This window comes from Corynebacterium lizhenjunii (assembly GCF_011038655.2).
Lineage (GTDB): Bacteria > Actinomycetota > Actinomycetes > Mycobacteriales > Mycobacteriaceae > Corynebacterium > Corynebacterium lizhenjunii.
In genome coordinates this window covers 1,068,354-1,090,320 of record NZ_CP064954.1, presented here as the reverse complement: position 1 = coordinate 1,090,320, position 21,967 = coordinate 1,068,354, and the positions used below count along the sequence as shown (strand labels likewise).

The 21,967-nt window shown below is 62.1% G+C and carries 17 protein-coding genes; 6 read left to right on the top strand and 11 right to left on the bottom strand.

Features of this window, described 5'->3' with window-relative positions; translation table 11 throughout:
- Positions 1-307 precede the first annotated feature (307 nt).
- The 3 genes from G7Y31_RS05065 (at position 308) to G7Y31_RS05055 (ending at position 2,815) form a co-directional block, all read left to right on the top strand.
- The gene (locus G7Y31_RS05065) at positions 308-655 is read left to right on the top strand and encodes a hypothetical protein (RefSeq protein ID WP_196823622.1); all 348 of its coding nucleotides are present in this window, start codon (positions 308-310) and stop codon (positions 653-655) included.
- Between the two features lie 36 nt (positions 656-691).
- Positions 692-1,435: an HNH endonuclease signature motif containing protein gene (locus tag G7Y31_RS05060; protein ID WP_196823621.1), complete on the top strand. Its 744-nt coding sequence runs from the start codon at positions 692-694 to the stop codon at positions 1,433-1,435.
- Positions 1,436-1,699: 264 nt separating this feature from the next.
- On the top strand, positions 1,700-2,815 hold the full coding sequence (locus tag G7Y31_RS05055) for an isochorismate synthase (protein ID WP_165009206.1): 1,116 nt from the start codon (positions 1,700-1,702) through the stop codon (positions 2,813-2,815).
- 66 nt (positions 2,816-2,881) lie between these two features.
- Here G7Y31_RS05055 and G7Y31_RS05050 read toward each other — a convergent pair whose 3' ends face one another.
- From G7Y31_RS05050 to G7Y31_RS05000, 11 genes are all read right to left on the bottom strand, one after another.
- On the bottom strand, positions 2,882-3,679 hold the full coding sequence (locus tag G7Y31_RS05050; protein ID WP_165009205.1) for a fumarylacetoacetate hydrolase family protein: 798 nt from the start codon (positions 3,677-3,679) through the stop codon (positions 2,882-2,884).
- A 332-nt stretch (positions 3,680-4,011) separates the two neighbouring features.
- A complete protein-coding gene (locus tag G7Y31_RS05045; RefSeq protein ID WP_165009203.1) occupies positions 4,012-4,620 on the bottom strand; it encodes a 3'-5' exonuclease in 609 nt (202 codons plus the stop codon).
- Positions 4,613-6,469: a DUF294 nucleotidyltransferase-like domain-containing protein gene (locus tag G7Y31_RS05040; protein ID WP_165009201.1), complete on the bottom strand. Its 1,857-nt coding sequence runs from the start codon at positions 6,467-6,469 to the stop codon at positions 4,613-4,615. Before G7Y31_RS05040 ends, G7Y31_RS05045 begins: the two co-directional genes overlap by 8 nt.
- Positions 6,470-6,520: 51 nt before the next feature.
- Positions 6,521-7,969, bottom strand: coding sequence for a cell wall-binding repeat-containing protein (locus G7Y31_RS05035; RefSeq protein ID WP_165009199.1), 1,449 nt, complete (start codon positions 7,967-7,969; stop codon positions 6,521-6,523).
- A gap of 19 nt (positions 7,970-7,988) precedes the next feature.
- Positions 7,989-9,005 (bottom strand): 3-isopropylmalate dehydrogenase, encoded by a 1,017-nt coding sequence (locus G7Y31_RS05030; protein WP_165009197.1) that lies wholly within the window; start codon positions 9,003-9,005, stop codon positions 7,989-7,991.
- A 115-nt stretch (positions 9,006-9,120) separates the two neighbouring features.
- The gene (serA, locus tag G7Y31_RS05025; RefSeq protein WP_165009195.1) at positions 9,121-10,707 is read right to left on the bottom strand and encodes a phosphoglycerate dehydrogenase; all 1,587 of its coding nucleotides are present in this window, start codon (positions 10,705-10,707) and stop codon (positions 9,121-9,123) included.
- Between the two features lie 48 nt (positions 10,708-10,755).
- A complete protein-coding gene (locus G7Y31_RS05020) occupies positions 10,756-11,565 on the bottom strand; it encodes a hypothetical protein (RefSeq protein WP_165009193.1) in 810 nt (269 codons plus the stop codon).
- A gap of 154 nt (positions 11,566-11,719) precedes the next feature.
- Positions 11,720-13,501, bottom strand: a complete 1,782-nt coding sequence (locus G7Y31_RS05015) for a GmrSD restriction endonuclease domain-containing protein (protein ID WP_165009191.1) — start codon at positions 13,499-13,501, stop codon at positions 11,720-11,722.
- Positions 13,502-13,743: 242 nt separating this feature from the next.
- Positions 13,744-14,757, bottom strand: coding sequence for a ketol-acid reductoisomerase (ilvC, locus tag G7Y31_RS05010; RefSeq protein WP_165009189.1), 1,014 nt, complete (start codon positions 14,755-14,757; stop codon positions 13,744-13,746).
- Between the two features lie 197 nt (positions 14,758-14,954).
- Complete coding sequence (gene ilvN, locus G7Y31_RS05005; RefSeq protein WP_165009187.1) at positions 14,955-15,473, bottom strand: acetolactate synthase small subunit; 519 nt, start codon at positions 15,471-15,473, stop codon at positions 14,955-14,957.
- Between the two features lie 5 nt (positions 15,474-15,478).
- Positions 15,479-17,260: an acetolactate synthase large subunit gene (locus G7Y31_RS05000; protein ID WP_244977466.1), complete on the bottom strand. Its 1,782-nt coding sequence runs from the start codon at positions 17,258-17,260 to the stop codon at positions 15,479-15,481.
- A gap of 432 nt (positions 17,261-17,692) precedes the next feature.
- Here G7Y31_RS05000 and G7Y31_RS04995 point away from each other — a divergent pair, with 432 nt between their 5' ends.
- The 3 genes from G7Y31_RS04995 to G7Y31_RS04985 all read left to right on the top strand — a co-directional run bounded on the left by G7Y31_RS04995 (position 17,693) and on the right by G7Y31_RS04985 (position 21,806).
- Complete coding sequence (locus tag G7Y31_RS04995) at positions 17,693-18,217, top strand: PH domain-containing protein (RefSeq protein ID WP_165009176.1); 525 nt, start codon at positions 17,693-17,695, stop codon at positions 18,215-18,217.
- Positions 18,218-18,293: 76 nt separating this feature from the next.
- A complete protein-coding gene (gene ilvD / locus G7Y31_RS04990) occupies positions 18,294-20,147 on the top strand; it encodes a dihydroxy-acid dehydratase (protein WP_165009174.1) in 1,854 nt (617 codons plus the stop codon).
- 498 nt (positions 20,148-20,645) lie between these two features.
- The gene (locus G7Y31_RS04985; RefSeq protein ID WP_244977446.1) at positions 20,646-21,806 is read left to right on the top strand and encodes an HNH endonuclease signature motif containing protein; all 1,161 of its coding nucleotides are present in this window, start codon (positions 20,646-20,648) and stop codon (positions 21,804-21,806) included.
- Positions 21,807-21,967 lie beyond the last annotated feature (161 nt).

The window sequence follows — 21,967 nt, the reverse complement described above, 5'->3', positions numbered from 1 at the left end:
GTGTTCCGCGCAACCCATTTTGCGGCCCCTCCCCGCGTGCGCCGCTGTCTGCCCGTGTACCGGGCAGCTCGGTTTGTGGCCCCTTCCCGCGTGCACGCGCCGCTGTCTTATTGCCGGGCCGGGCTGCGTCAGCACCCCCGCTTTGCTCGTGCGGGGCTAGATTATGTCACGTTTGTGGCACTGTCCCTGTGGAATTCTTCGACAATTGTCTAATAGAGTGCACATTTTCGGCGAGTTATCCACAGATTTCGGGTTTTCCCAAAATTCCCCTTGCGCAGGGTTGCACAATCGCCTTAGCGTCAAAACCATGAAAGAGATCAACATAGCCGCCCTGCTAGGCAGCGTCATCGACGCACTGCCACAGCTAGAGCATGCCACCACCACAGACCTGGTGGGCTTAGGTGTTGCACCAGATACCGCAGAGTTCCTGGTGCGCCTCTACCGCCTGTACTACGGGCCCGGCCAGCCCTCCCGGCGGCAAAGGAGCGCTATTAAAGGCGCCCGCCGCCACGGCCACGGGCTTATCGCCATGCAAGAAATAGAACGCGAAGTCACCAAAACCAAAACCACCCAACAATGGAGAATGCGCCAACAACTGTGCGCCACACCCGCAGGCCAATTCACCACTGTGGCACGCAAACTACGCCGAGAATAGAACCCGAAGGATGACACCCCGGTAGAAAAAGTCACCATGCGCCGCTACGCCAACGGCACAGCCACCATGTCGATTACCGCCCGCGATGTGGACCTTACCGATGTCTACGATGCCATCGACCAATCCGCCCCGGCAGAAAGCTTCCTTAACCTAGTACGCGGTGAAGGTGGAGCCGGGCGATTGAACTACATCCCCATGATCACCCTGCAGCTAGATACCTTCGCCAAACTGCTCGCCGTTAACGACTGCAACCACACCAGTACAGACTCTGCCGGCGCCAAACCCACGGGCAACACCCACACCAGTGCCAGCGCAGCCAACCCTGCCGGGGCAAACTCCGCCGATTCGGACATTATTGTTCGGGCGAACAACGGGGCGCGGATGACCGGGGCGGAGTTAGCCCAGCGCATCTTGCTCAAGCACGGGTTCGTGGCAATCCTTAGTCGGGTGCATGGTCCGGTGGATGTCTACCGTGTGGAACGCTTTGCCACCGACAAGCAGCGCCTTCTTCTTGCCGCGGAGAGCCCGGAGTGTGCGTGGTTGGATTGTCACGTGCCGTTTGATAAGTGCCAGATCCACCACATCACGTCGTGGGCTGATGGTGGGGAAACCAACATCAGGAACCTCACGGTGTTATGCCCGCACCATAATGGTGCCAACGAGGACCACCCGCCAGGAGGAATACCCATCCACCGCGGCCGAATGGTAAGGGTTGGTGGGCAGGTTGCCTGGCAGTCGCCCGGTGGTGGTGTCCCGGTGCCAACCAGCCCCACCAACTAAACCCCCGCGCCCGCAGCGCAGGCAGCACGCCAAGCGCGACGCGGCAAGCAGCGCAGTGCACAAGTCCGGCGCAGCGCAGCGCAACCAGCAGCGCGGCAAGCAGCGCAGCAAGCAGCGCAGCGCTCAAGTCAGGCGCAGCGCAACACCCCAGCCCCACGGCAGCCAACAACAGGCAGCCGGAGGGGCTAGAAGCGCGGGAACAACAGCCGGAGGGCGAACGGTGAAGTTAGGCGGCAGGAGAGCTGAGCATTAAGCTGGAGCATCATGCACACCTCCCGGCCGGCGACAGCACCAGATTTTCTTCTCTCCCGCAGCACTGGATCGGTGCGTACCCAAGGCGCCCAGCGCACCTTCACCGAAGTTGACGACGCACTGGCGGCCCTGAGAAATGGCGAAGCCGAAATGGTAGTAGGCGCGCTGCCCTTCTCCCGTAACGCAGCGGCAGCCTTGACGGTACCGAAGAGAATCATTCGCGAAGATGGGCCGCTTGAGCCGCACGCGTATTATCGGCAAGCCAGGCTGGGAGCGCGGGTCGTGGGCTATGATCCGCAGCCCGAAGAGCACTTGGAGCGCGTTGAAGCAGCTATTGCGACCATCGAGAATTCCGCGTTGGAAAAGGTGGTACTCGCCCGCGCGGTGGATATAGCGTTTCCGGAAGAAGTAGATCCGCGATTTGTGGCAGCGCGGTTAATCGACTTGTCGTACCATCGCGATGGCTTTATCGCCGACCTTAGCCCCGCAGGTCGGGAAGGTGCGGTCTTGGTGGGGTCCTCCCCGGAAGTGTTGATCAAGCGTCAAGGGTCTACGGTAAGCGCCTTCCCTTTGGCGGGGTCGGCAGCGCGGCATCCGGATAAAGCCCGGGACCTCATCGCAGGCCAGGATTTGCTGCATAGCGCCAAGGACCTCCACGAGCACGCGTTTGTAGTCAACCACCTGCGCAGCGTGTTGGAACCACTGTGTAAGCGGCTAGACTGTCCAGCCACCCCGCAGCTGCTCAAGACCAACGAGATGTGGCATTTGGGAACCCCGATTACCGGCACCCTCAAGGACCCCACCCTGCCTGCTTTGGAACTGGCTGTGCGTGTTCACCCCACCCCGGCAATTTGTGGCACACCTACCGATGCCGCCGAAGACGTCATCGCCATCGCCGAATCCGACCGCGGCTTCTACGCCGGGGCAGTCGGCTGGTGCGACAGCAGCGGCGATGGCGAATACATGGTGGCCATCCGCTGCGCAGAAGTCCAAGGGGATCGCGCGCGAGCGTGGGCTGGCGGGGGCATCGTAGCCGGTTCTGATGCCGCAGCCGAGCTAGCCGAGACCTCGGCCAAGTTGCGCACCATTTTGCGCGCCCTGGGAATTGACGCCAGCAGCGCTTCCTAGCGTGGCTGCGCGCTCGGGCGCAGGGTAGTCCCCTCGCATAAGAGACATGCGGGGGCGGGGCGTGGACTAAGCGCGCTCGATGGGGTTGGTCAAAGAACCAATGCCGGGGATTTCGATTTCGATGGTGTCGCCGGGGACCATCGGCGCGGTTCCGGCTGGGGAACCAGTGGTGACCACATCGCCAGGCAGCAAAGTCATGGAGGCAGAAATCTCTGCGAGGATGCCGCCCATCTTGACGATCATCTGGTTGGTGTTGGAGTCCTGCTTCTGCACGCGCTGACCATCATGGGTGAGATAGGCGTTGATCTTGGTGTTGTCCAAGTCAAACTTGTTGATGTCAGTCTCAATCCAGGGGCCCAGCGGGCAGAAGGTGTCGATACCCTTAGCGCGCGCCCACTGCCCATCTTGGAATTGCAGGTCACGCGAGGAGACATCGTTGCAGATGACAAAGCCCAGCACGTGCTCCTGCCACTTATCCGGATCAATGTTCTTGGACACCTTGGAGATGACCACCGCCAGTTCGCCCTCGAACTCCACGTTGGTGGCAAACTCTGGAATCTTCACCGGCGCACCAGGGCCGATAACGGCGGTGGAAGGCTTGACGAAGATGGTGGGCGGGAGGTCATCAGCAGACTTTGCAAACACCTCCGCCACGTGGTCAGCGTAGTTGCGGCCCAGGGCCACGACCTTGGTGGGCAGGGTGGGTGCCAGGAGGCGGAATTCGGCTTCGGCAAACTCGCGGCCAGTCGGCTCCGGTGGGGTAAATGGGGTGCCGGAGATTTCCTTGGCAACCAGGTTGCCAGGCTCGCCTTCGATGATGGCGAAACAAAGTCCTTCTTGGTGTGCAATTCGTCCTAAACGCATAGCGAATAATCATACTGACCCCTCCCCCTAACACTTGTGTAAAGGTCACATTCACAAACATATCACCCGGATTAGCAGGCGATAGTGCGCCCAACGGGGCATCTAGCCCACGAGAACCATCGCCGGGACTCTGAGTAGCTCGCGAGCCCAAACGCCAGAAATCGCGCACGGCTGCAGACACGCACGGCTCTGCGGGCACACACGACTGCAGGCTCGCAGAGCAGCGGGCACCCAACACCCTGCAAGCACGCAAAGCAGCGGGCACGCACGGCTGCGGGCCCACACGAGCTGCAAGCCCGCAGAGCCAAGCTGGGCTAGGCGGCAGGACAGTGCTAGGAGACAATATCGGCCAGCGTCTGGGCGCGAGTCTGCGTCACCTGTGCCAAGAACAGCTCCGCACAGGCCAACGCGTCCGTGAGCGCATTATGGTTGCCATAGCGGGGCAGCCCATAGCGCTGCCGCACCCGTGCCAGCCGCAAATCCTCGCCACGGGGATAAGTCCCCATGCGCTCCATATGCCTACGCTCCAGGGCGAACGTGTCCACCACCTGCAACTGTGGCCGCTTACCGTACTGCTCCTGGCACAGCCGCTCCACAAAGCCCACCTCCAAGGCAGCGAAGTGCGCCAACAACACGCGCCCACGCAGGGCCTCCAGCAATTGCGGTAACACCTCGGTGGCGGGGGCACCGCGTTCCACGGCGGCATCAGTAAGCCCATGGATCAGTGCCGAATCCCCCACCTGTGCCCCACTGACCACGTGATAGCCAGCCTCGCCAAGGACAATCTCCCCGCCATCAACCGGTACCCAACCCATCGAGACCACGGCGTCGCGACGCGGATCAGTGCCTGTGGTCTCAAAGTCCACGGCCAGAAAACGCGCCTGCTCCACCGCTAGCGAACGCGCCGGCGCACCAACATCCAATCGCCGCCGCCTAAACATTGCGCACCGGGTACTTCGTGGCCAACGCCGACTGCATGGACTTGATAATCCGGAAGGCATCGCGCAAATGCTCACGGTCCATGCGCCCCAAAGCACTCGGATCAATGTGATAGTCCGGAGCCTGACCCGCCCGAACCTGCTCCGCCTGGTGCTGGAGGGTTAAGGAACGCAGGTAGGTCAGGGCATCGGCAAGCTCTTTGGCTCCCTGGGTGCTCACGCTATCGCCGGCAGCGGCTCGCAAACGCTCCTGGGTCTCCACGGCAGTACTCCCACTGGCCAGCGCAAACAACCGCGCCATCTGCACAATGCCAGCCGTCCCGCCCTTCTTGACATCCAAAGTATTAACGTGCTGGCCATCGCGCTCCACCACCAAACCGCGGAAGAACGTCAGGGGCGGCTCCCTACGCGCCGCCAGGCTAGCCAGGTGCGCGTGCAAACGCCGCGAACCCTTGGCCACACTCACGGCGTAGGCGTGGACCTGCGCGCCCAACTCGGCAGCGCCATAGACTGTCCGCATATCGAAAAACACCTGCGCCGAGAGCAGCGCATCAGGCTGCGGCGCAGTAATCCACTGGTGAAACGCGGACTCCCACTGCGCTTGCGTCATCCGCCACTGTGAGTTCGCCGCCATCATCTCCCCTGGGCACAGCTCTTGGCCCGCCCGCGCCAGGCCCGCACACACGCGCTGCCCAAACTCCGCGAAGTACTGCCCGTGCACCGCGGGATCAAAGGAATTGTCCAGCACCAGCGCATTGTCCTGGTCAGAGGCCATTCCCATCTCCCGGCGCCCCTGCGAGCCCACCACCACAAACGCAAAAGGAACAGGCGGCGGGCCCAGCTCTTCTTCCGCCAGAGCGCACACGCGCCGCGCCACGGCGTCAGCCACCATGGTGATAATGTTGGCTACCTCTTGCGGGGTCGAACCGCGGTCAATATAGCGCACCGCCAACCGCGCCGCATGTGAAAAAGCGTCCGTCACGTCCGTGGAGCGCGCCAAATTGGCGGCCACAAAAATGGGGTCTTCCTGCAACAGTCCGGCGATGTCAGCTTGGGTTAAAATGCCCCGCAATTGCCCGTCCTCGACCACCGGTACGTGATGGAAGTTGTGCTCCGCCATCAGCAATTGCGCTTCCATGGCCATGGTTTCCGGGGTCAGGGTTACCGGGTTACGCGTCATAATCTGCGCCACCGGTGTGTCCAACGGCACATCCGCAGCCAGCACCCGGGCGCGCAAATCCCGGTCGGTAACAATGCCCACGACCGCGCCACCGTCGGCCACAATGAGCGACGACGCCTGGTGTTGCGTCATCGCCCGCGCTGCCTCCTGCACAGTGACGTCTGGACCCAGTTCGGGGGCGGCATGCAGCGGTATGTCGCGCACCCGCGTGCGCAGCAGCTCCGTGGAGTCCTCTTCCAGCTCGCGCACCGCGGCACTGGTGCGCCGGGTCTGCGCATCAAAAAAGCGCGCCAGGTCCGGGTGGGCCGCACATAGCTGGTCAAACTCCGCCCGCGCCAGCACCAGGAGCAAGGCGTCTTCCACAATTACCATCGTGTATTCAGACTCCGGTACCCCCACCAATGTGGAATAGCCGCAGGTAGCCCCGGTATCGCGCCGGTCCACCAGGACATCGTCCGCGCTGAGCACATCCACCGCCCCGGAGCGGACGATATAGAGATAATCATTGACTTCCCCGGCGCTAATAATGTGCTCACCTCGGCGCACGTAGCGCATGCGCAAAGCGCGCGCCAACTCCACGCGTTGAGCTTCGGGCAGGCGGGAGAACGGATCATGCTGGGCGAGGAATCCGCTGACTTCCTCGAGTTCCACGGCGGCAACAGGCTGGTTCATAGTGGCCAAGATTACTGTATGCGCGCCGCCGTGGGAAGCAGCACGCACCGGTTATTGGTAGCTCACGAACCAGGGTCGCGGCTCCACCGCATAGGTTGCAGCCGGGTCCAGCATGGGCTCATCTTCGTCGATGAAGTTCTTCCACGCCATAAAGAAGTCTGGGTGTAGTCCCTCACGCAGCACATTCCACGTCTCCATCTTCACGCCGGTGGGCCCGTGGCCGTCGGCGTGGAGCACGAAGGCCAGTTCTGGTGCGGAGGTATCAATCTGGCTGCGGTCGCGCAGCATCTGCAGCTGGAATTGGTGCAGCACCAGGGCCTTTTGCGGCAGCCCTTTCTCGCGGACCAGGGCGGCAAGCCACTGGGCCACCTCATTGACCTCGGCGGCTTCGACGTGGCCAATGCGCTCCATCGGCAGCTCATCCGGGCCAATCTTCCACTCCGGGTCCAGCGCTAGGCCCACGTTGGGGTGGCTGAGGAGGTCCTCATAAAGCTTGGCTTGCTCCAGCAGGCTGGCCCGGCCCGGCTGGAGGTCGAGCACGGCGTAGCCCCCGGCGTTGACAATGGCGTCCACGTAGGGTTGCAGCTCTGCCGGGTCTGCTTCGTTGGAATAGTCCCCGTCGGGGCCAGGGCTTGCCGATGCCACCGTAGCGATCACCTCAAATGCCGGAATAACGGGTTCCTCTGAATGGGGTTGATACTGCTCTACGAGGGCGCGCACGCGCTCAACGGCTGCCTGGGGGTCTTGCTCCCCCATCACGCCCAAAGCTGGCCCGGAGGGGTGGCCGTAGAGAGCCACCATGCGTCTACCAGGAAAAACCAATCCGCCGCCACCGGGTAGCTCGCCAGCTGCAACCATCTCCACGCGGGCGGCAAAGTCCGCTTCGCTGCCGAAGCCCGGGCCAACCGCGATGACGTTGCCTGCTTCTACTGCAGCCATGGACTCCGAGGTAGCGCGCGGATCGGCCACTGGCAGTGCGAGGACCCGGGCTCCTGCGGCCTGAGCAGCGGCTACCTGGCCCACCGGGGTATCCGGGGCCACCAAGACGGTGGAACCGGCTAACGCGGTGTTGTCGCCGCCTGGCTGCCAGCTGGTGATGTCTGCATGCTGGAGGGAGGGGGCATCGGTAGACTCTGCGGAGGAGGCCCCGGCAGTGACTTTAAGCCCCTCCGGCAAGCCGACAGCTGGGGTGGGGCCGAAAGTGACCAGCTCTTTGAGGGAGGCCGGCACGTCCGTCGCATTCTCATACAGCGGCAGGCCCTCCGCGACGGCAAAGCGGGCGGCAGGGGCAAGGTGCGCGGGGTCGGTGGCCAGCACGGCCCGGGTGGCATCGGTGAAGACCTCCGCGCGCAGATCAGAACTTAGCCGCGGGGCGCGGGCCTCATCCGAGGAAGAATGGGCGGACGAGGAGGAATCAGCGGAATTGGGGGCAGTGGAGCACCCGCTAGTAATTAGGCCTGCGGCCGCGAGCAACGCGAGAGTGATGGGGAGAGTTTTCACCCCGTCATCCTAGCGTAAGTTAGACCAATGCTGCGGCGATGCGGTCGCCAACCTCCACGGTGGACAGCGGGCCGGCCCCACGCTGGGCAACGTCAGCAGCCACGGCCTGCTCGATGCGTGCCGCGTTGGCCTCATCACCCAGGTGGCGCAACATCATGGCAGCGGACAAAATGGCCGCGGTGGGATCGGCAATGCCCTTGCCGGCGATGTCCGGGGCAGAGCCGTGCACCGGCTCAAACATGGAGGGGTTGGTGCCGGAGGCATCAATGTTGCCCGAGGCTGCCAGGCCGATACCGCCCGTGACCGCACCCGCCAGGTCCGTCAGGATGTCGCCGAAAAGATTGTCGGTGACAATAACGTCATAGCGCGACGGGTCGGTGACCATGTAGATGGTGGCGGCGTCGATGTGGTTGTAGTCCACCTCCACGTCCGGATATTCGGTGGCAACCTCATCCACAGTGCGCTGCCACAGTCCGCCTGCATTGACCAACACGTTGGTTTTGTGCACCAGGGTGAGCTTCTTACGGCGGGACTGGGCGCGCTCGAAAGCGTCGCGCACCACGCGCTCCACGCCAAAACGGGTGTTCTGGGACACCTCGGAGGCCACCTCATGATCGGTGCCCTCGCGCAACACGCCACCGTTGCCGCAGTAGAGACCTTCGGTGCCCTCACGGACTACTACGAAGTCGATCTCGCCAGGATTGGCCAGCGGCGAGGTGGCAGTGGGATAAAGCACCGACGGGCGCAGGTTGACGTGGTGGTCGAGGGCAAAGCGCATCTTGAGCAGCAGGCCACGCTCCAGGATTCCGGGAGGCACCTGACCAGGTGCACCAATGGCCCCCAGGAGGATGGCGTCATGGCTACGCAATGAATCCAAGTCAGCGTCGGTGAGAAGTTCCCCATTGCGCAGGTAGCGGCGGGCGCCCAGATCATATTCGGTGGTCTCAATGTCATCGCGCACCGCGCGCAGGACTTTGAGGGCCTCGGCCGTGACCTCGGGGCCGATACCGTCGCCGCCAATAACCGCAAGTTTCATACCGTGGAAATCCTTTCTCACACTGTGGATACTTGCGGTTAGTGTAGCACGCAGGACCCTCAGATGCGGGGCCCTCGAGCGCAGGACCCTCAAATGCGGGCCCTCAAGCGCGGGGCTAGGAATCCAGGTCGAACTGGAACGCCACGGCCGCAAGGTCCTGGGAGACCTGCGCGACAACGTCGTCCGGGACCGGCTGGTCCACCCGCAGAATCAGCACGGCTTCCTCCTGAACCTTGCCCTGGGTCAGGGCTGCGGCCTGGATATTGATTCCGCGCGCGCCCAGAGCGGAGCCCACCACGCCCAGCGCACCCGGCTTATCGGCGTAGCGGAAGAAGAGGTTGCGGCCAGTGGCGCGCATATCCACGCCGCGGCCATTGATGCGGATGAACTTCTCTACCCCATCAATCCCCGCCAGGGCGCCGGTGAGCTGCGAAGAATCTCCATCAGCGGAAATGACTTTCACGCGCAGGGAAGAGCGGTGGCCCTTGGACTCGGCATTGGTGCGCACCGAAACGCTGACCCCGCGGTTGTCCGCGATCTGCATTGCATTGACAAAGGTGACCGCCTCAGAGACCACGCCGGAGAACAGGCCGCGCACGGCGGACAATCCCAGGGCCTCGACATCCTCGGTGGACAACTCGCCGCACGCTTCGACCTCGATGGCTACCGGTGCTTTGCCCAGCAGCGTGCCCGCGGTCAGGCCCAGCTTGCGGGCAATCTCTAGCCAGCCAGCGACCTCCTCGCCCACGCGGCCGCCCTGGACGTTGACGGCATCTGCCACAAACTCCCCGGCCAGAGCCTTGAGCACGGACTCCGCCACATCGGTGCCGGCACGGTCCTGGGCTTCTTCCGTCGATGCCCCCAAGTGCGGCGACACCGTAACCTGCGGCAGAGCAAACAGCGGCGAATCCGTGCACGGCTCGGAGGCAAAAACATCGAAGCCTGCACCGCGGTGGTGGCCCGCGGCAATCGAATCCGCCAGGGCTTGCTCATCAACCAAACCACCGCGGGCAGCGTTGATCAGGATCTGCCCAGGCTTGGCCTTGGCCAACAGCTCCGCATTGAACATGCCGGAAGTCTCCGGCGTCTTGGGCAGGTGAATGGTGACAAAGTCTGCCCGGCCCACCAGCGTTTCCAGGTCCACCAGTTCCACGTTCAATGCGGCTGCGCGAGCGGGGTTGGCATAAGGATCATAAGCAATGATAGTGGTTTCAAAAGCTGCCAGGCGCTGGGCAAAAAGCTGACCAATGTGACCAAAGCCCACAATGCCAATAGTCTTCCCGTAGATTTCCACGCCCTTGAATTCCGAGCGCTTCCACTGGCCCTGGCGCAGCGATTGATCCGCCGCCGGAACTTGCCGGGCGGTGGCCATTAGCAGGGCAATGGCCTGCTCACAGGCGGAGTGAATGTTGGAGGTAGGCGCGTTGACCACCATGACGCCGCGCTCCGTGGCAGCCGGGATGTCCACGTTATCCAGGCCCACACCAGCGCGGCCGACAATCTTGAGCTTGCTGGCTGCAGCTAGGACCTCGGCATCGACAGTGGTAGCCGAGCGCACCAGCAGCGCATCAGCCTCCGGCACTGCTGCCAGCAGCTCCGCCCGGTTAGGACCATCTACCCAGCGGACCTCGACCCCCTCTCCCAGTGCAGCCACGGTGGACTGGGCAAGCTTATCGGCGATGAGAACAACCGGCTTCGACATGAGATCCCTTCGAGTCAGTGGGGTGTATAAGATACGCGAAAGTGTAGGTTATTCACGCCAGCCCTGTCCAATTCGGTCGCTCAATAGGTGAGGGTCACCAAAGTCCTCCCCCAACGCCACCAGTGGACCATTGTCCAAACCCGCCACCATCGCGTACGCCGCCTTCGATTCCTGCGGGTTAGCAGTCGGCATAATCCGCACTTCGGCGCCAAAGGCACGGGCGTTGGCCACCGCCGCAGGGCTCGTCGCTGCCGTAGCCACCACCACTGGGGCCATTTGCCCATCACGGCGCGGCTGTGCGGGCAAAGGTTGAGCCTCTAAGTGCTCGCGGCGTGCAAGCGGCTCCCACGCGGCCTTGAGCTCCGTGTGCGCCCCCGGGTCCAGCTGCGCCACCGCCTGGGCGATCTGCTCCGGGGAACCCACCACCTTGCTATCGAACTGGAACGCCGTCATCACCCCCATCGCACTGGTAGTACCCGGATCCCGCACCACCTCCACCGTTCCGGTACTGGCGGTTACCGGCACCTGGCCCACCAAAAGCACATGACGCACGCCCAACTTCTTTACCAGCCGGAAGATTTCCTCGCGCACGGAGGAATCAAAAATAACCATCGGCACCCGCTGCGCCACGGACAACGATGCCGCCCGCAACAAAGGCGCCGCTGAGTTCTCCGCGATAATCAGCGCCTCCGAGTCCGGGAAGAACTCGCGCACCGACTCCACGCCCCAATAATCCGGCAACACCTCTACCCGGCCGCGAAAACGCTCCTGAACAAAGCCACCAGCATTGGCCTGCGCAGCACGAACCAGGTCAATGTCTTCCTCCGGCACAGTGGCCAGGTCTTGGGGCGAGGGCATCGGCGGTTTCTGCGGCGCACAACCAACCAGCACACTCCCTGCCAGCATAGACCCTGCCAGCATAGACCCAGCCAGGATAGACCCAGCCACCACGCACCCAGCCAGTGCCCGCGCAGCGGTAGGCGCACCAGACTCTCTTTGACGGGCGCCGCGACTAACGAGCGAAGGCATCCGGCCCCTCAGCCCCAGAACGCAAATCCGTGCCATCCACATCGCGGATGACGTCCTTGCCCATGGCGTGTTCTACCATCCCGACGAAGCGACGGCGCCGGTCCGCGAAGAACTCCGCCGCCTTACCGCCGTGCAAATGTACCGGGTCCAATTCATGCGAGGCTAACACGGCATCAAATTCCGCGTCCTCCATAATCGACTTCGACTGCACCCGGGGCAGGTAGCGCTGCGGGCTGCGGTCATCGACGATAACCTCCGTGCGCTTGCCCATCGGCGTGCGATTGAGCACCGACTGCGCCAAAATCGGATCCACACCATGCTGGTCGCACCACGCCAGGGGGAACACCGGATAAAAGCCCGGGCTAAGTTCAGAGAACGTCGTGCGGTCAAATTCGCGCCCGCTACGCCAATCGCGCGCACCACGCGCCATCAGCAGTGCATCTAGCGCCTTGAAAATCCCCGAATCCGGGGTAGCAGACAACAACCGCGACTCCGCAAACGTGGCGTCGCGCACGGTCTTGGGCACCACCTCAGTCTCCCCCAGCACCCACGCGACCACCTCATCAACATCACGCGCCGCGCGCTGGGCCACATCGTGTCCGCCATAGAGCTCACCAAAGACTCCCGACCAGAACCAACGGTTAATCTTGTCCCACGCCTCTCGCTGCGCCAACACCCCCGGGCGGTCCACCAAGCGTGCCAAAATCACCGCCAGCGGCACCAGTTGAGCATCAAACGGCACCTGCGACTGCGAGAAAATGCACCGCTGGGACAAAAACGCCGCGACCTCTTCAAAAGTCACCCGCAACGTAGCAGCCACCCGCCGGTAATCCGCTAAGGACAGTGACAATACATCCTCCCGGTTGCCTGCCGCGTGCCCACGCTGCGCGGTAACCAGCAAGCTCACAGCGGACAAGAATTCTGTATGCCCAATACCCGCCAACGCCGGGTGGCGCTCTAAGCCACCCCGAATGTCCTCCCAATGCTCCCGCAGATGAAAATCTGGGTCTTCACTAGCAAAGACCGCCGTGAGCAGGTCGAAGACGTCCATCTGCAAACCGCTGGAGTTGGCTTGGGCAAAAACCTGCCCCACCCCGGAGCGCTCAGTTTCGCGCGCCAGGCGAATCACCGGGACGTCATAGCCCGCCAGCGGGCGCATTATCCGATTGTGAAACTCCGCCGCCTCCGCAGCCAACTCCCCTGCCGCGAGCTCAAAAAGAGCGCGCGTCCCCGCAGCAAAAAGCAAATCAGCCACCGCAATACACCCGGGCAACTGGGGCGTGGCGGATGCGGGGGAATCGGCAAGCTCAGGACCAAAATGCGAACTGACCTTGCCGGACTCATCGACGGCAAAAACGGCCTCATCCGGCAACATCGGCTCCGAGACCGCCTTGGCCACGTCCACATAAAAAGTCCGCGTCACCCGCTTGGCACGGAAATCCGTGGTGCGCACCGTGCCCGCACCGCGGAAACAGTGGTACAACGTGGTCAGACGCTGCTGACCATCCAGCAGCAACAGCCCCGGGCGCGCGCCCGTATCCGGTGCACCCCGCAGCGGCCGCGGCCGAAATCGCATGGGCTCATTGCGAGTATCCAGCACCATCAACGCCCCCACCGGGTAACCGCGCAGGACCGTGACAATCAGGGAACGAATGCGGTCCTCATCCCAGGCATAGTCGCGCTGGAAGTCCGGCAGCTGAATATCCCCCCGGTCAATGCGAGCAAATAGGTCTAGCAGATCAAAGCTTGGCGTGGTAAAACCCATAACTCCAACCCTACCGCAGGCTGCCCAGGGTCTAGCTTGTGCAGGCAGATGTAATCGGACACAGTCGGACACCCAGAGCTTGCCGATGCCCCCGTTTCCTCCCGGTTTGCCTACCCCAGCCACCGAAAGCAGCCCCCCCGGCCTAATGGCCGGGGGCTGTTGGCGTTTAGCGAGATTTTGCGGGATCCTAGCGGGATCGCGCCGAAGCCGGCCGGATCCCTTAGGCCGTTGACCTGCGGTTTTTACGCGGTGGCGTCCAGCGGGTTCTTGACCCAGGACATCAGGTCGCGCAGCTTGGAGCCGGTGTCCTCGATCGGGTGGGAGTTGACCTCAGCACGCATCTGCTCCAGCTCCTTGTTGCCACCCTCAACGTTGGCAACCAGGCGCTTGACAAAGGTGCCATCCTGAATGTCGGTCAGCACATCCTTCATGCGGGCCTTCACGGACTCATCGATGATACGCGGGCCGGCAACGTAACCGCCGAACTCTGCGGTATCAGAGATGGAGTAGTTCATGTTGGCCAGGCCGCCCTCCCAAACGAGGTCCACAATGAGCTTCATCTCATGCAGCACCTCGAAGTATGCCATCTCCGGCTCGTAGCCGGCCTCGGTCAGGGTTTCAAAGCCAGCCATCATCAGGTACTCCAGGCCACCGCAGAGCACGGCCTGCTCACCGAAGAGATCAGTTTCGGTCTCATCCTTGAAGGTGGTGGGGATGACACCTGCGCGGGCACCACCAATGGCGGCTGCGTAGGACAGACACAGCTCCTTGCCCTCTCCCTTGGGATCCTGGTCCACGGCGATCAAGCACGGGACGCCCTTGCCGTCCACGAACTGGCGGCGGACCAAGTGGCCCGGGCCCTTCGGCGCTACCATGCCGATGGTGATGTTGTCCGCCGGGGTGATGAGGTCAAAATGAATGTTCAGACCGTGGCCAAAGAACAACGCGTTGCCATCTTCGAGGTTCGGGGCAATATCCTCGGTGTAGATGGCAGCCTGGGAGGTGTCCGGGGCCAGCAGCATGATCACGTCCGCCCACTTCGCGGCCTCTGCGTTGGTGAGCACCTTGAAGCCGGCTTCTTCAGCCTTCGGGCGGGACTTGGAGCCTTCACGCAGACCAATAGCAACCTCAACGCCGGAGTCACGCAGGTTCTGGGCGTGGGCGTGGCCCTGGGAGCCGTAGCCAATGATGGCAACCTTGCGGCCCTGGATGATGGACAGGTCAGCGTCAGCGTCGTAGTAAGTCTCAATTGCCATGAGTATCAATCCTTAAAAAGTGAGCGGGATGTGAGTAGTGATTGCTTAAAGTTATAGCACACACCCACAGCCCATTTTTTCATTACCTGAGACAAGTTTGCAATTTTGTCTCATTTTGTGGGAAATCGGGGCTCTTGGGCACGGAGGCCCGCCCCTAGCTCTTGCCGGGCCACCCGCAGCACACAGCGGGCCCTGCCCTAGTGCTTAGTGGGAGCCATCGCCTTTGGACCGCGCGAGAGAGCCACGTGACCAGACTGGACCAGTTCGCGGATACCAAAAGGCTCGAGCACATCCAACAACGCGCGCAGCTTACCCGGAGTACCGGTGGCCTCGATGACCACAGATTCCTGGGCTACGTCCACCACGCGGGCGCGGAAGATGTTGACCGCATCCACCACCTGCGGGCGGTTGGTGTTATCTGCCGCTACCTTGACCAACATGATGGCACGAGCAATGGAGAGGTCCTCTTCTAACTCCACCACTTTGAGCACATGAACCAGCTTATTTAGCTGCTTGGTTACCTGCTCAATAACGATGTCGTTAGCGTCGACCACAATGGTCAAACGGTTAATGCCTTCGGTTTCCGTGCGGGCAGAGACCAGGGAGATGAGGTTATAGCCACGGCGGGAAAACATTCCCGTCACGCGGGAGATAATGCCCTCCACGTCCTGCACCAGCACAGACAGGGTGTGGCGGGTGATGTCAGTTGCTGCCATTATCCTTAGGCCTCCTCAATCGCTTCGTGAATATCGGCAGGGCTTTCGGCCGCCGACTCATTCTCATCAAACAGTGGGCGCAAGCCCAGGGCGTACTGGATTTCCTCATTCGACGCCCCACCGGAGACCATCGGCCACACCTGGGCATCCTCACCGACGATGAAGTCGATGAGCACCGGGCGATCAGTGATCTGCCGCGCCCGCTCAATAGCCGGCACTACCTCTTCTTCGGTGGTCACGCGGATGGCCTCACAGCCCAGCGCCTGAGCCAGTTGCACAAAGTCCGGCAGATAGCGGTCCTCTTCGCGCAGCTTGGTGTTGGAGTAATGCTTGTCATAAAACAGCGTCTGCCATTGGCGCACCATGCCCAAGTTGCCGTTGTTGATCACCGCCACCTTGATGGGGAAACCCTCCACCGCAGCCGTGGTCAACTCCTGGTTAGTCATCTGGAAGCAGCCGTCACCATCAATTGCCCACACCTCTTTGTCCGGCTGGCCAGCCTTGGCGCCCATTGCAGCAGGGATGGAGTAGCCCATGGTTCCCGCACCACCGGAGTTAAGCCACGTACGCGGCTTTTCAAAATCAATGAACTGCGCAGACCACATCTGGTGCTGCCCCACTCCGGCCACATAGACCGCATCCGGGCCCACGACTTCCGACAGCTTCTCGATCACGAATTGCGGGTTAAGCTTGCCATCAGCAGTAGGCTCCCAACCGCGCGGGAAACGACCCTTCATGTCCGCCAAGTAGCTCAGCCAGGAGTGCATCTCCGGAGGGTTGAGCGCAGAGTCATTTTGATAAACCTTGGTCAGCTGGAGCAACACTTCGCGGGCATCGCCCACAATTGGCACATTAACCTCGCGCAGCTTGCCTACCTCAGCTGGGTCAATGTCCGCCTGGATCACCTGGGCGTGCGGGGCAAAGGAATTCAGGTCACCCGTCACGCGGTCATCAAAACGAGCGCCGATAGCGATGATCAAGTCCGAACGCTGCAAGGCAGCCACCGCCGGAACCGTGCCATGCATGCCCGGCATACCCATGTGCTGCGGGTGCGAATCCGGGAAGGACCCCAGAGCCATCAGGGTGGTAACCACCGGGATGCCGGTGTATTCTGCAAACTCCAGCAGCTCGCGGTGCGCATTAGCCTTAATCACACCGCCACCCACGTAGAGCACCGGGCGCTGAGACTGGGCAATCAGCTTAACCGCCTGAGTGATCTGCCGCGGGTGCGGCGTAGTCACCGGCTTATAACCCGGCAGGTCGATAACCGGCGGGAAAGAATAGTCCAAGTAGTCATTCTGGACATCCTTCGGAATATCCACCAGCACCGGGCCCGGGCGGCCCGTAGAGGCCAGATGGAAGGCCGCCGCAATGGCCTCCGGAATCTCCTGCGGGTGGGTCACAATGTAATTGTGCTTGGTAATCGGCATGGTCACGCCGCGAATATCAGCTTCCTGGAACGCGTCCGTACCCAACAAGTTGGAGCCCACCTGGCCAGTGATAGCCACAATGGGCACAGAATCCAAGTTGGCATCGGCAAGCGGGGTCACCAGGTTGGTCGCACCGGGGCCCGAGGTAGCAATGCACACCCCCACCTTGCCCGTAGCCTGTGCGTAACCCTCGGCAGCATGGCCGGCCCCCTGCTCGTGCCTGGTCAGCACGTGGCGCAGGGAGGTGGAGGCGTGCAGGGCATCATAAAGCGGCAGCACCGCGCCACCCGGAATGCCAAATACCAGCTCGGTGCCCAAGTCCTCTAGCGTGCGCACAATCGCCTGCGCACCCGTCATGCGTTCGGTACCCGGCTTGGCGTGTGTGGGTAGCGTTGCCGGCGACGGCGTATGAGAAGCTGCCACGAGAATCTCTCCTTGAGATGGTCAAAATCGGTCAGAAGTTATCTTAAGCTCTTGAGCACAGCCCCACTGATGTGCGGGACAACATAATCATCGCTAGAAGGGTACGGGTGGCCCTCCATAAACAAAGCCCCCGTCTCAGATGCTGCGGTGGCATCTGGCGAGGGCGCTTGCTTCATCAACGTCAACTTAACGCGTTGCGGCAGGCGCCGCGGACGGTACTACAAGCTGAAGCCGAATAATGATCATGGTTAACTATCATACACTCGACAGGTATTCCCGTCACATCACACCCCACGCACGCGCCCGCACCTGCGTTTATGGCCCCTACTAACGGTCAGTCACGGCAGTGAATTAGGCTGGGTGGCTATGAATGCGCACACGTTTACCCCTGACCGCTCGCATCTGCTGGCCATCGCGCTGATGGTGATGATTGCGGTAATCGGTATCGGCTGGGCCCCGCAATACCTGGCCTGGGTGCTCATCTTCCCGCTGGCATGGATGTACTGGGTACTCAAGGCCCGCACCATCGTTAGCGAGGAAGGCCTGGACATCCAGTACGCATTCCGCGGCAACCGATCCTTGAGCTGGGAGCAGTTCGCAGGCATCGGCTTCAAGGGCGCACGGGCTTTCGCGCGCACCAACACTGGCGAAGAAATAAATCTTCCCGGCATCACGTTTAACTCCTTGCCGAGGTTGTCCCAAGCCTCCCGCGGCCGGATTCCGGACGCACTAAGCGCGGGACAGGCAGCAGCTAACGAAAAGGTAGTGGTAATCCACCGCGACGGCCAGCAAGTCTTGCTCACCCAGGAAGAATATGCCCGCCACCAGCAACAGCTTGCCGAATCCCCCTCGGCAACCCAGCCGGACACTCCCCCGCGTCGCCGCGCCTAACCGGCTTCCGACTCCTTGTCCCCATGCCCTCCCGCTCCCTCTTTGTCACCATAACTTCAACCCATATAAGGACCCCATGTTTCCGCTGCGCTCTAAAGTCACCACTGTTGGCCGTCAAGCATCCGGCGCCCGTGCGCTGTGGCGTGCAACCGGCACCAAGGAGCACGAATTTGGCAAGCCAATCGTGGCCATTGCCAACTCCTACACCCAGTTCGTCCCCGGCCACGTGCACCTAAAAAACGTCGGCGACATTGTGGCTGATGCCGTGCGCGCCGCAGGTGGTGTGCCCAAAGAGTTCAGCACCATCGCTGTCGATGATGGTATTGCCATGGGTCACTCCGGCATGCTGTACTCGCTGCCCTCGCGCGAGATCATCTCTGACTCCATCGAGTACATGGTCAATGCCCACACTGCCGATGCCCTGGTGTGTATCTCCAACTGCGACAAGATCACCCCAGGCATGCTCAACGCCGCATTGCGCCTGAACATCCCCACCATTTTCGTCTCTGGTGGCCCGATGGAAGCCGGTAAGGTTGTGGTGGTTGACGGTGTGGCCAAGGCTCCTACGGATCTGATTACGGCGATTACTGCTTCGGCTTCCGATGCCGTCTCTGACGAGGACCTGCGCCTGGTGGAAGAGTCCGCCTGCCCCACCTGCGGTTCCTGTTCGGGCATGTTCACTGCTAATTCCATGAACTGCCTCACCGAGGCCCTGGGCCTGGCTTTGCCTGGCAATGGCACCACCTTGGCTACCCATGCAGCACGCCGCCAACTCTTCGTTGAGGCCGGCGAGACCATCGTGGAGATGTGTCAGCGTTACTACGGGCAAGAAGACGAGTCCGTCCTGCCGCGCAACATTGCCACCAAGGCGGCATTTAGCAATGCCATGGCGTTGGACATGGCCATGGGCGGTTCCACCAATACTATCCTCCACACCCTGGCCGCGGCCCAGGAAGGCGAGGTGGACTTTACCTTGGAGGATATTAATGAGATCTCCTACCGCGTTCCGTGCATTTCCAAAGTAGCCCCCAACGGGACTTACCACATTGAAGACGTCCACCGCGCCGGTGGCATTCCCGCCATCTTGGGCGAACTGCACCGCGGCGGCTTCCTGGACACCAACGTGCACACGGTGGCATACCCGGATCTGGATTCTTGGTTGGCGGATTGGGACGTCCGCGGGGGCAAAACTACCGAGCGCGCCGTCGAACTCTTCCACGCCGCCCCCGGTGGGGTGCGCACCACTGAGCCTTTCTCCCAAGACACTCGGTGGGATAGCTTGGATACAGACGCCGAGAACGGCTGCATCCATGATGTTGAGCACGCCTTTTCAGCCGATGGCGGCCTGGTGGTCCTGCGCGGCAACCTGGCGCCCAACGGCGCGATTGTCAAGGCCGCCGGAGTGGAGGAAGAACTGTGGACCTTTAGCGGTCCGGCCCGCGTGGTGGAGTCGCAGGAGGAGGCCGTGTCCATCATCTTGAAGCGCGAGGTCCAGGCCGGCGATGTGATCGTCATCCGTTACGAGGGCCCTGCTGGTGGTCCAGGCATGCAAGAAATGCTGCACCCGACGTCCTTCCTCAAGGGCTCTGGCTTGGGCAAGGCCTGCGCGCTCATTACGGACGGCCGTTTCTCCGGCGGTACTTCGGGCCTGTCCATCGGCCACATCTCCCCCGAAGCCGCCCACGGTGGTCTGATCGGCTTGGTCGAAAATGGCGATACCATCACCATAGACATCCACCAGCGCAAACTGACCCTGGATGTCGATGACGCCGAGCTGGAGCGCCGCCGCACCGCCCAGGTAGCCCGGGAGAACCCCTGGACCCCTGTCAACCGCAACCGCCCGGTGACTAAGGCGTTGCGCGCCTACGCCAACATGGCTACCTCCGCCGACCGCGGCGCCGTCCGCGTCGTCGATGGCCGCGTGAACTAACTCCACCGCCACTCACGGACCGCAGCGCGCTGATTTCTGCCGCGTTGTGGTCCGCTTCTTTTCGCCGCCTCAAGCGTCGCTTGCCAGTACCCCTAGCTTGCCGATGCCCCTGCTCGCCACTGCCCCCCTGCCCGCATCCGCGGCCCCCGCCCGCATCCGCTGCATCCCATCACCGGACAAAACCAAGCCACCAACCCCTTCATTTGACCGCGCGCCGCCGTCCACCCGTGTGCCGGGCAGCTCGGTTTTGCGCCGTCCCTTTTCCCGCGTGCGCGCGCCATATTCACTAATCCTGCACCGCACCGCCGCACTACTGACCGGTCCCCGCGTGCGCGCGCCATAGTACTCTGGCATTTCGCACGGTGGCAACCGCACCTACAGCCAGCCTGTGGATAACTCCCCATTTCTGCCACGGGTGGGGACAAGTTATCCACAGATTTCGGGTTTTCCCAAAATTCCCCTTGCACACGGTTGCACAATCGCCTTAGCGTCAAAACCATGAAAGAGATCAACATCGCCGCCCTGCTAGGCAGCGTCATCGACGCACTGCCACAACTGGAGCGCGCCACCACCACAGACCTGGTGAGCTTAGGCGTTGCACCAGATACCGCAGAGTTCCTGGTGCGCCTCCACCGCCTGTACTACGGTCCTGGCCAGCCCTCCCGGCGGCAAAGGAGCGCTATTAAAGGCGCCCGCCGCCACGGACACGGGCTTATCGCCATGCAAGAAATAGAACGCGAAGTCACCAAGACAAAAACCACCCAACAATGGAGAATGCGCCAACACCTGTGTGCTACACCCGCAGGCCAATTCACCACTATGGCACGCAAACTACGCCGGGAATGGAACCCAAAGGATGACACCCCAGTAGAAAAAGTCTCTATACGCCGCTACGCCAACGGCACAGCCACCATGTCCATTACCGCACGCGACGTGGACCTTACAGACGTCTACGATGCCATCGACCAATCCGCCCCGGCAGAAAGCTTCCTTAACCTAGTACGCGGTGAAGGTGGAGCCGGGCGATTGAACTACATCCCCATGATCACCCTGCAGCTAGACACCTTCGCCAAACTGCTCGCCGTTAACGACTGCAACCACACCAGTACAGACTCTGCCGGCGCCAACCCCACGGACAACACCCACACCAGTGCCAGCGCAAGCAGCGCCAACGAAGGCAATGCCAACACCAGCGGTGCTAACGCAGGCGGTGTGGGGTCTGCGGGCGACATTATTGTTCGGGCGAATAATGGGGCGCGGATGCCTGGGAAAGAACTAGCTGAGCGCATTTTGCTCAAGCACGGGTTTGTGGCGATTCTTAGCCGGGTGCACGGTCCGGTGGATGTCTACCGTATGGAGCGCTTTGCTACCGACAAGCAGCGCCTCCTCCTTGCCGCGGAAAGCCCTGAGTGTGCGTGGTTGGACTGTCACGTGCCGTTTGATAAGTGCCAAGTCCACCACATCACGTCGTGGGCTGACGGTGGGGAAACCAACATCAAGAACCTCACGGTGTTATGCCCGCACCATAATGGTGCCAACGAAGACCACCCGCCGGGAGGAGTGCCCATCCACCGCGGCCGGATGGTAAGGGTTGGTGGGCAGGTTGCTTGGCAGTCACCTGGTGGTGGTGTCCCGGTGCCAACCAGCCCCACCAACTAAACCCCACGCCCGCAGCGCCGGCAGCACGCCAAGCGCGACGCGGCAAGCGCGACGCGGTAGGCTGCGCAACCAGCAGCGCAGGCAGCGCAGCGCTCAAGTCCGGCGCAGCGCAACACCCCAGCCCCACGGCAGCCAACAACAGGCAGCCGGAGGGGCTAGAA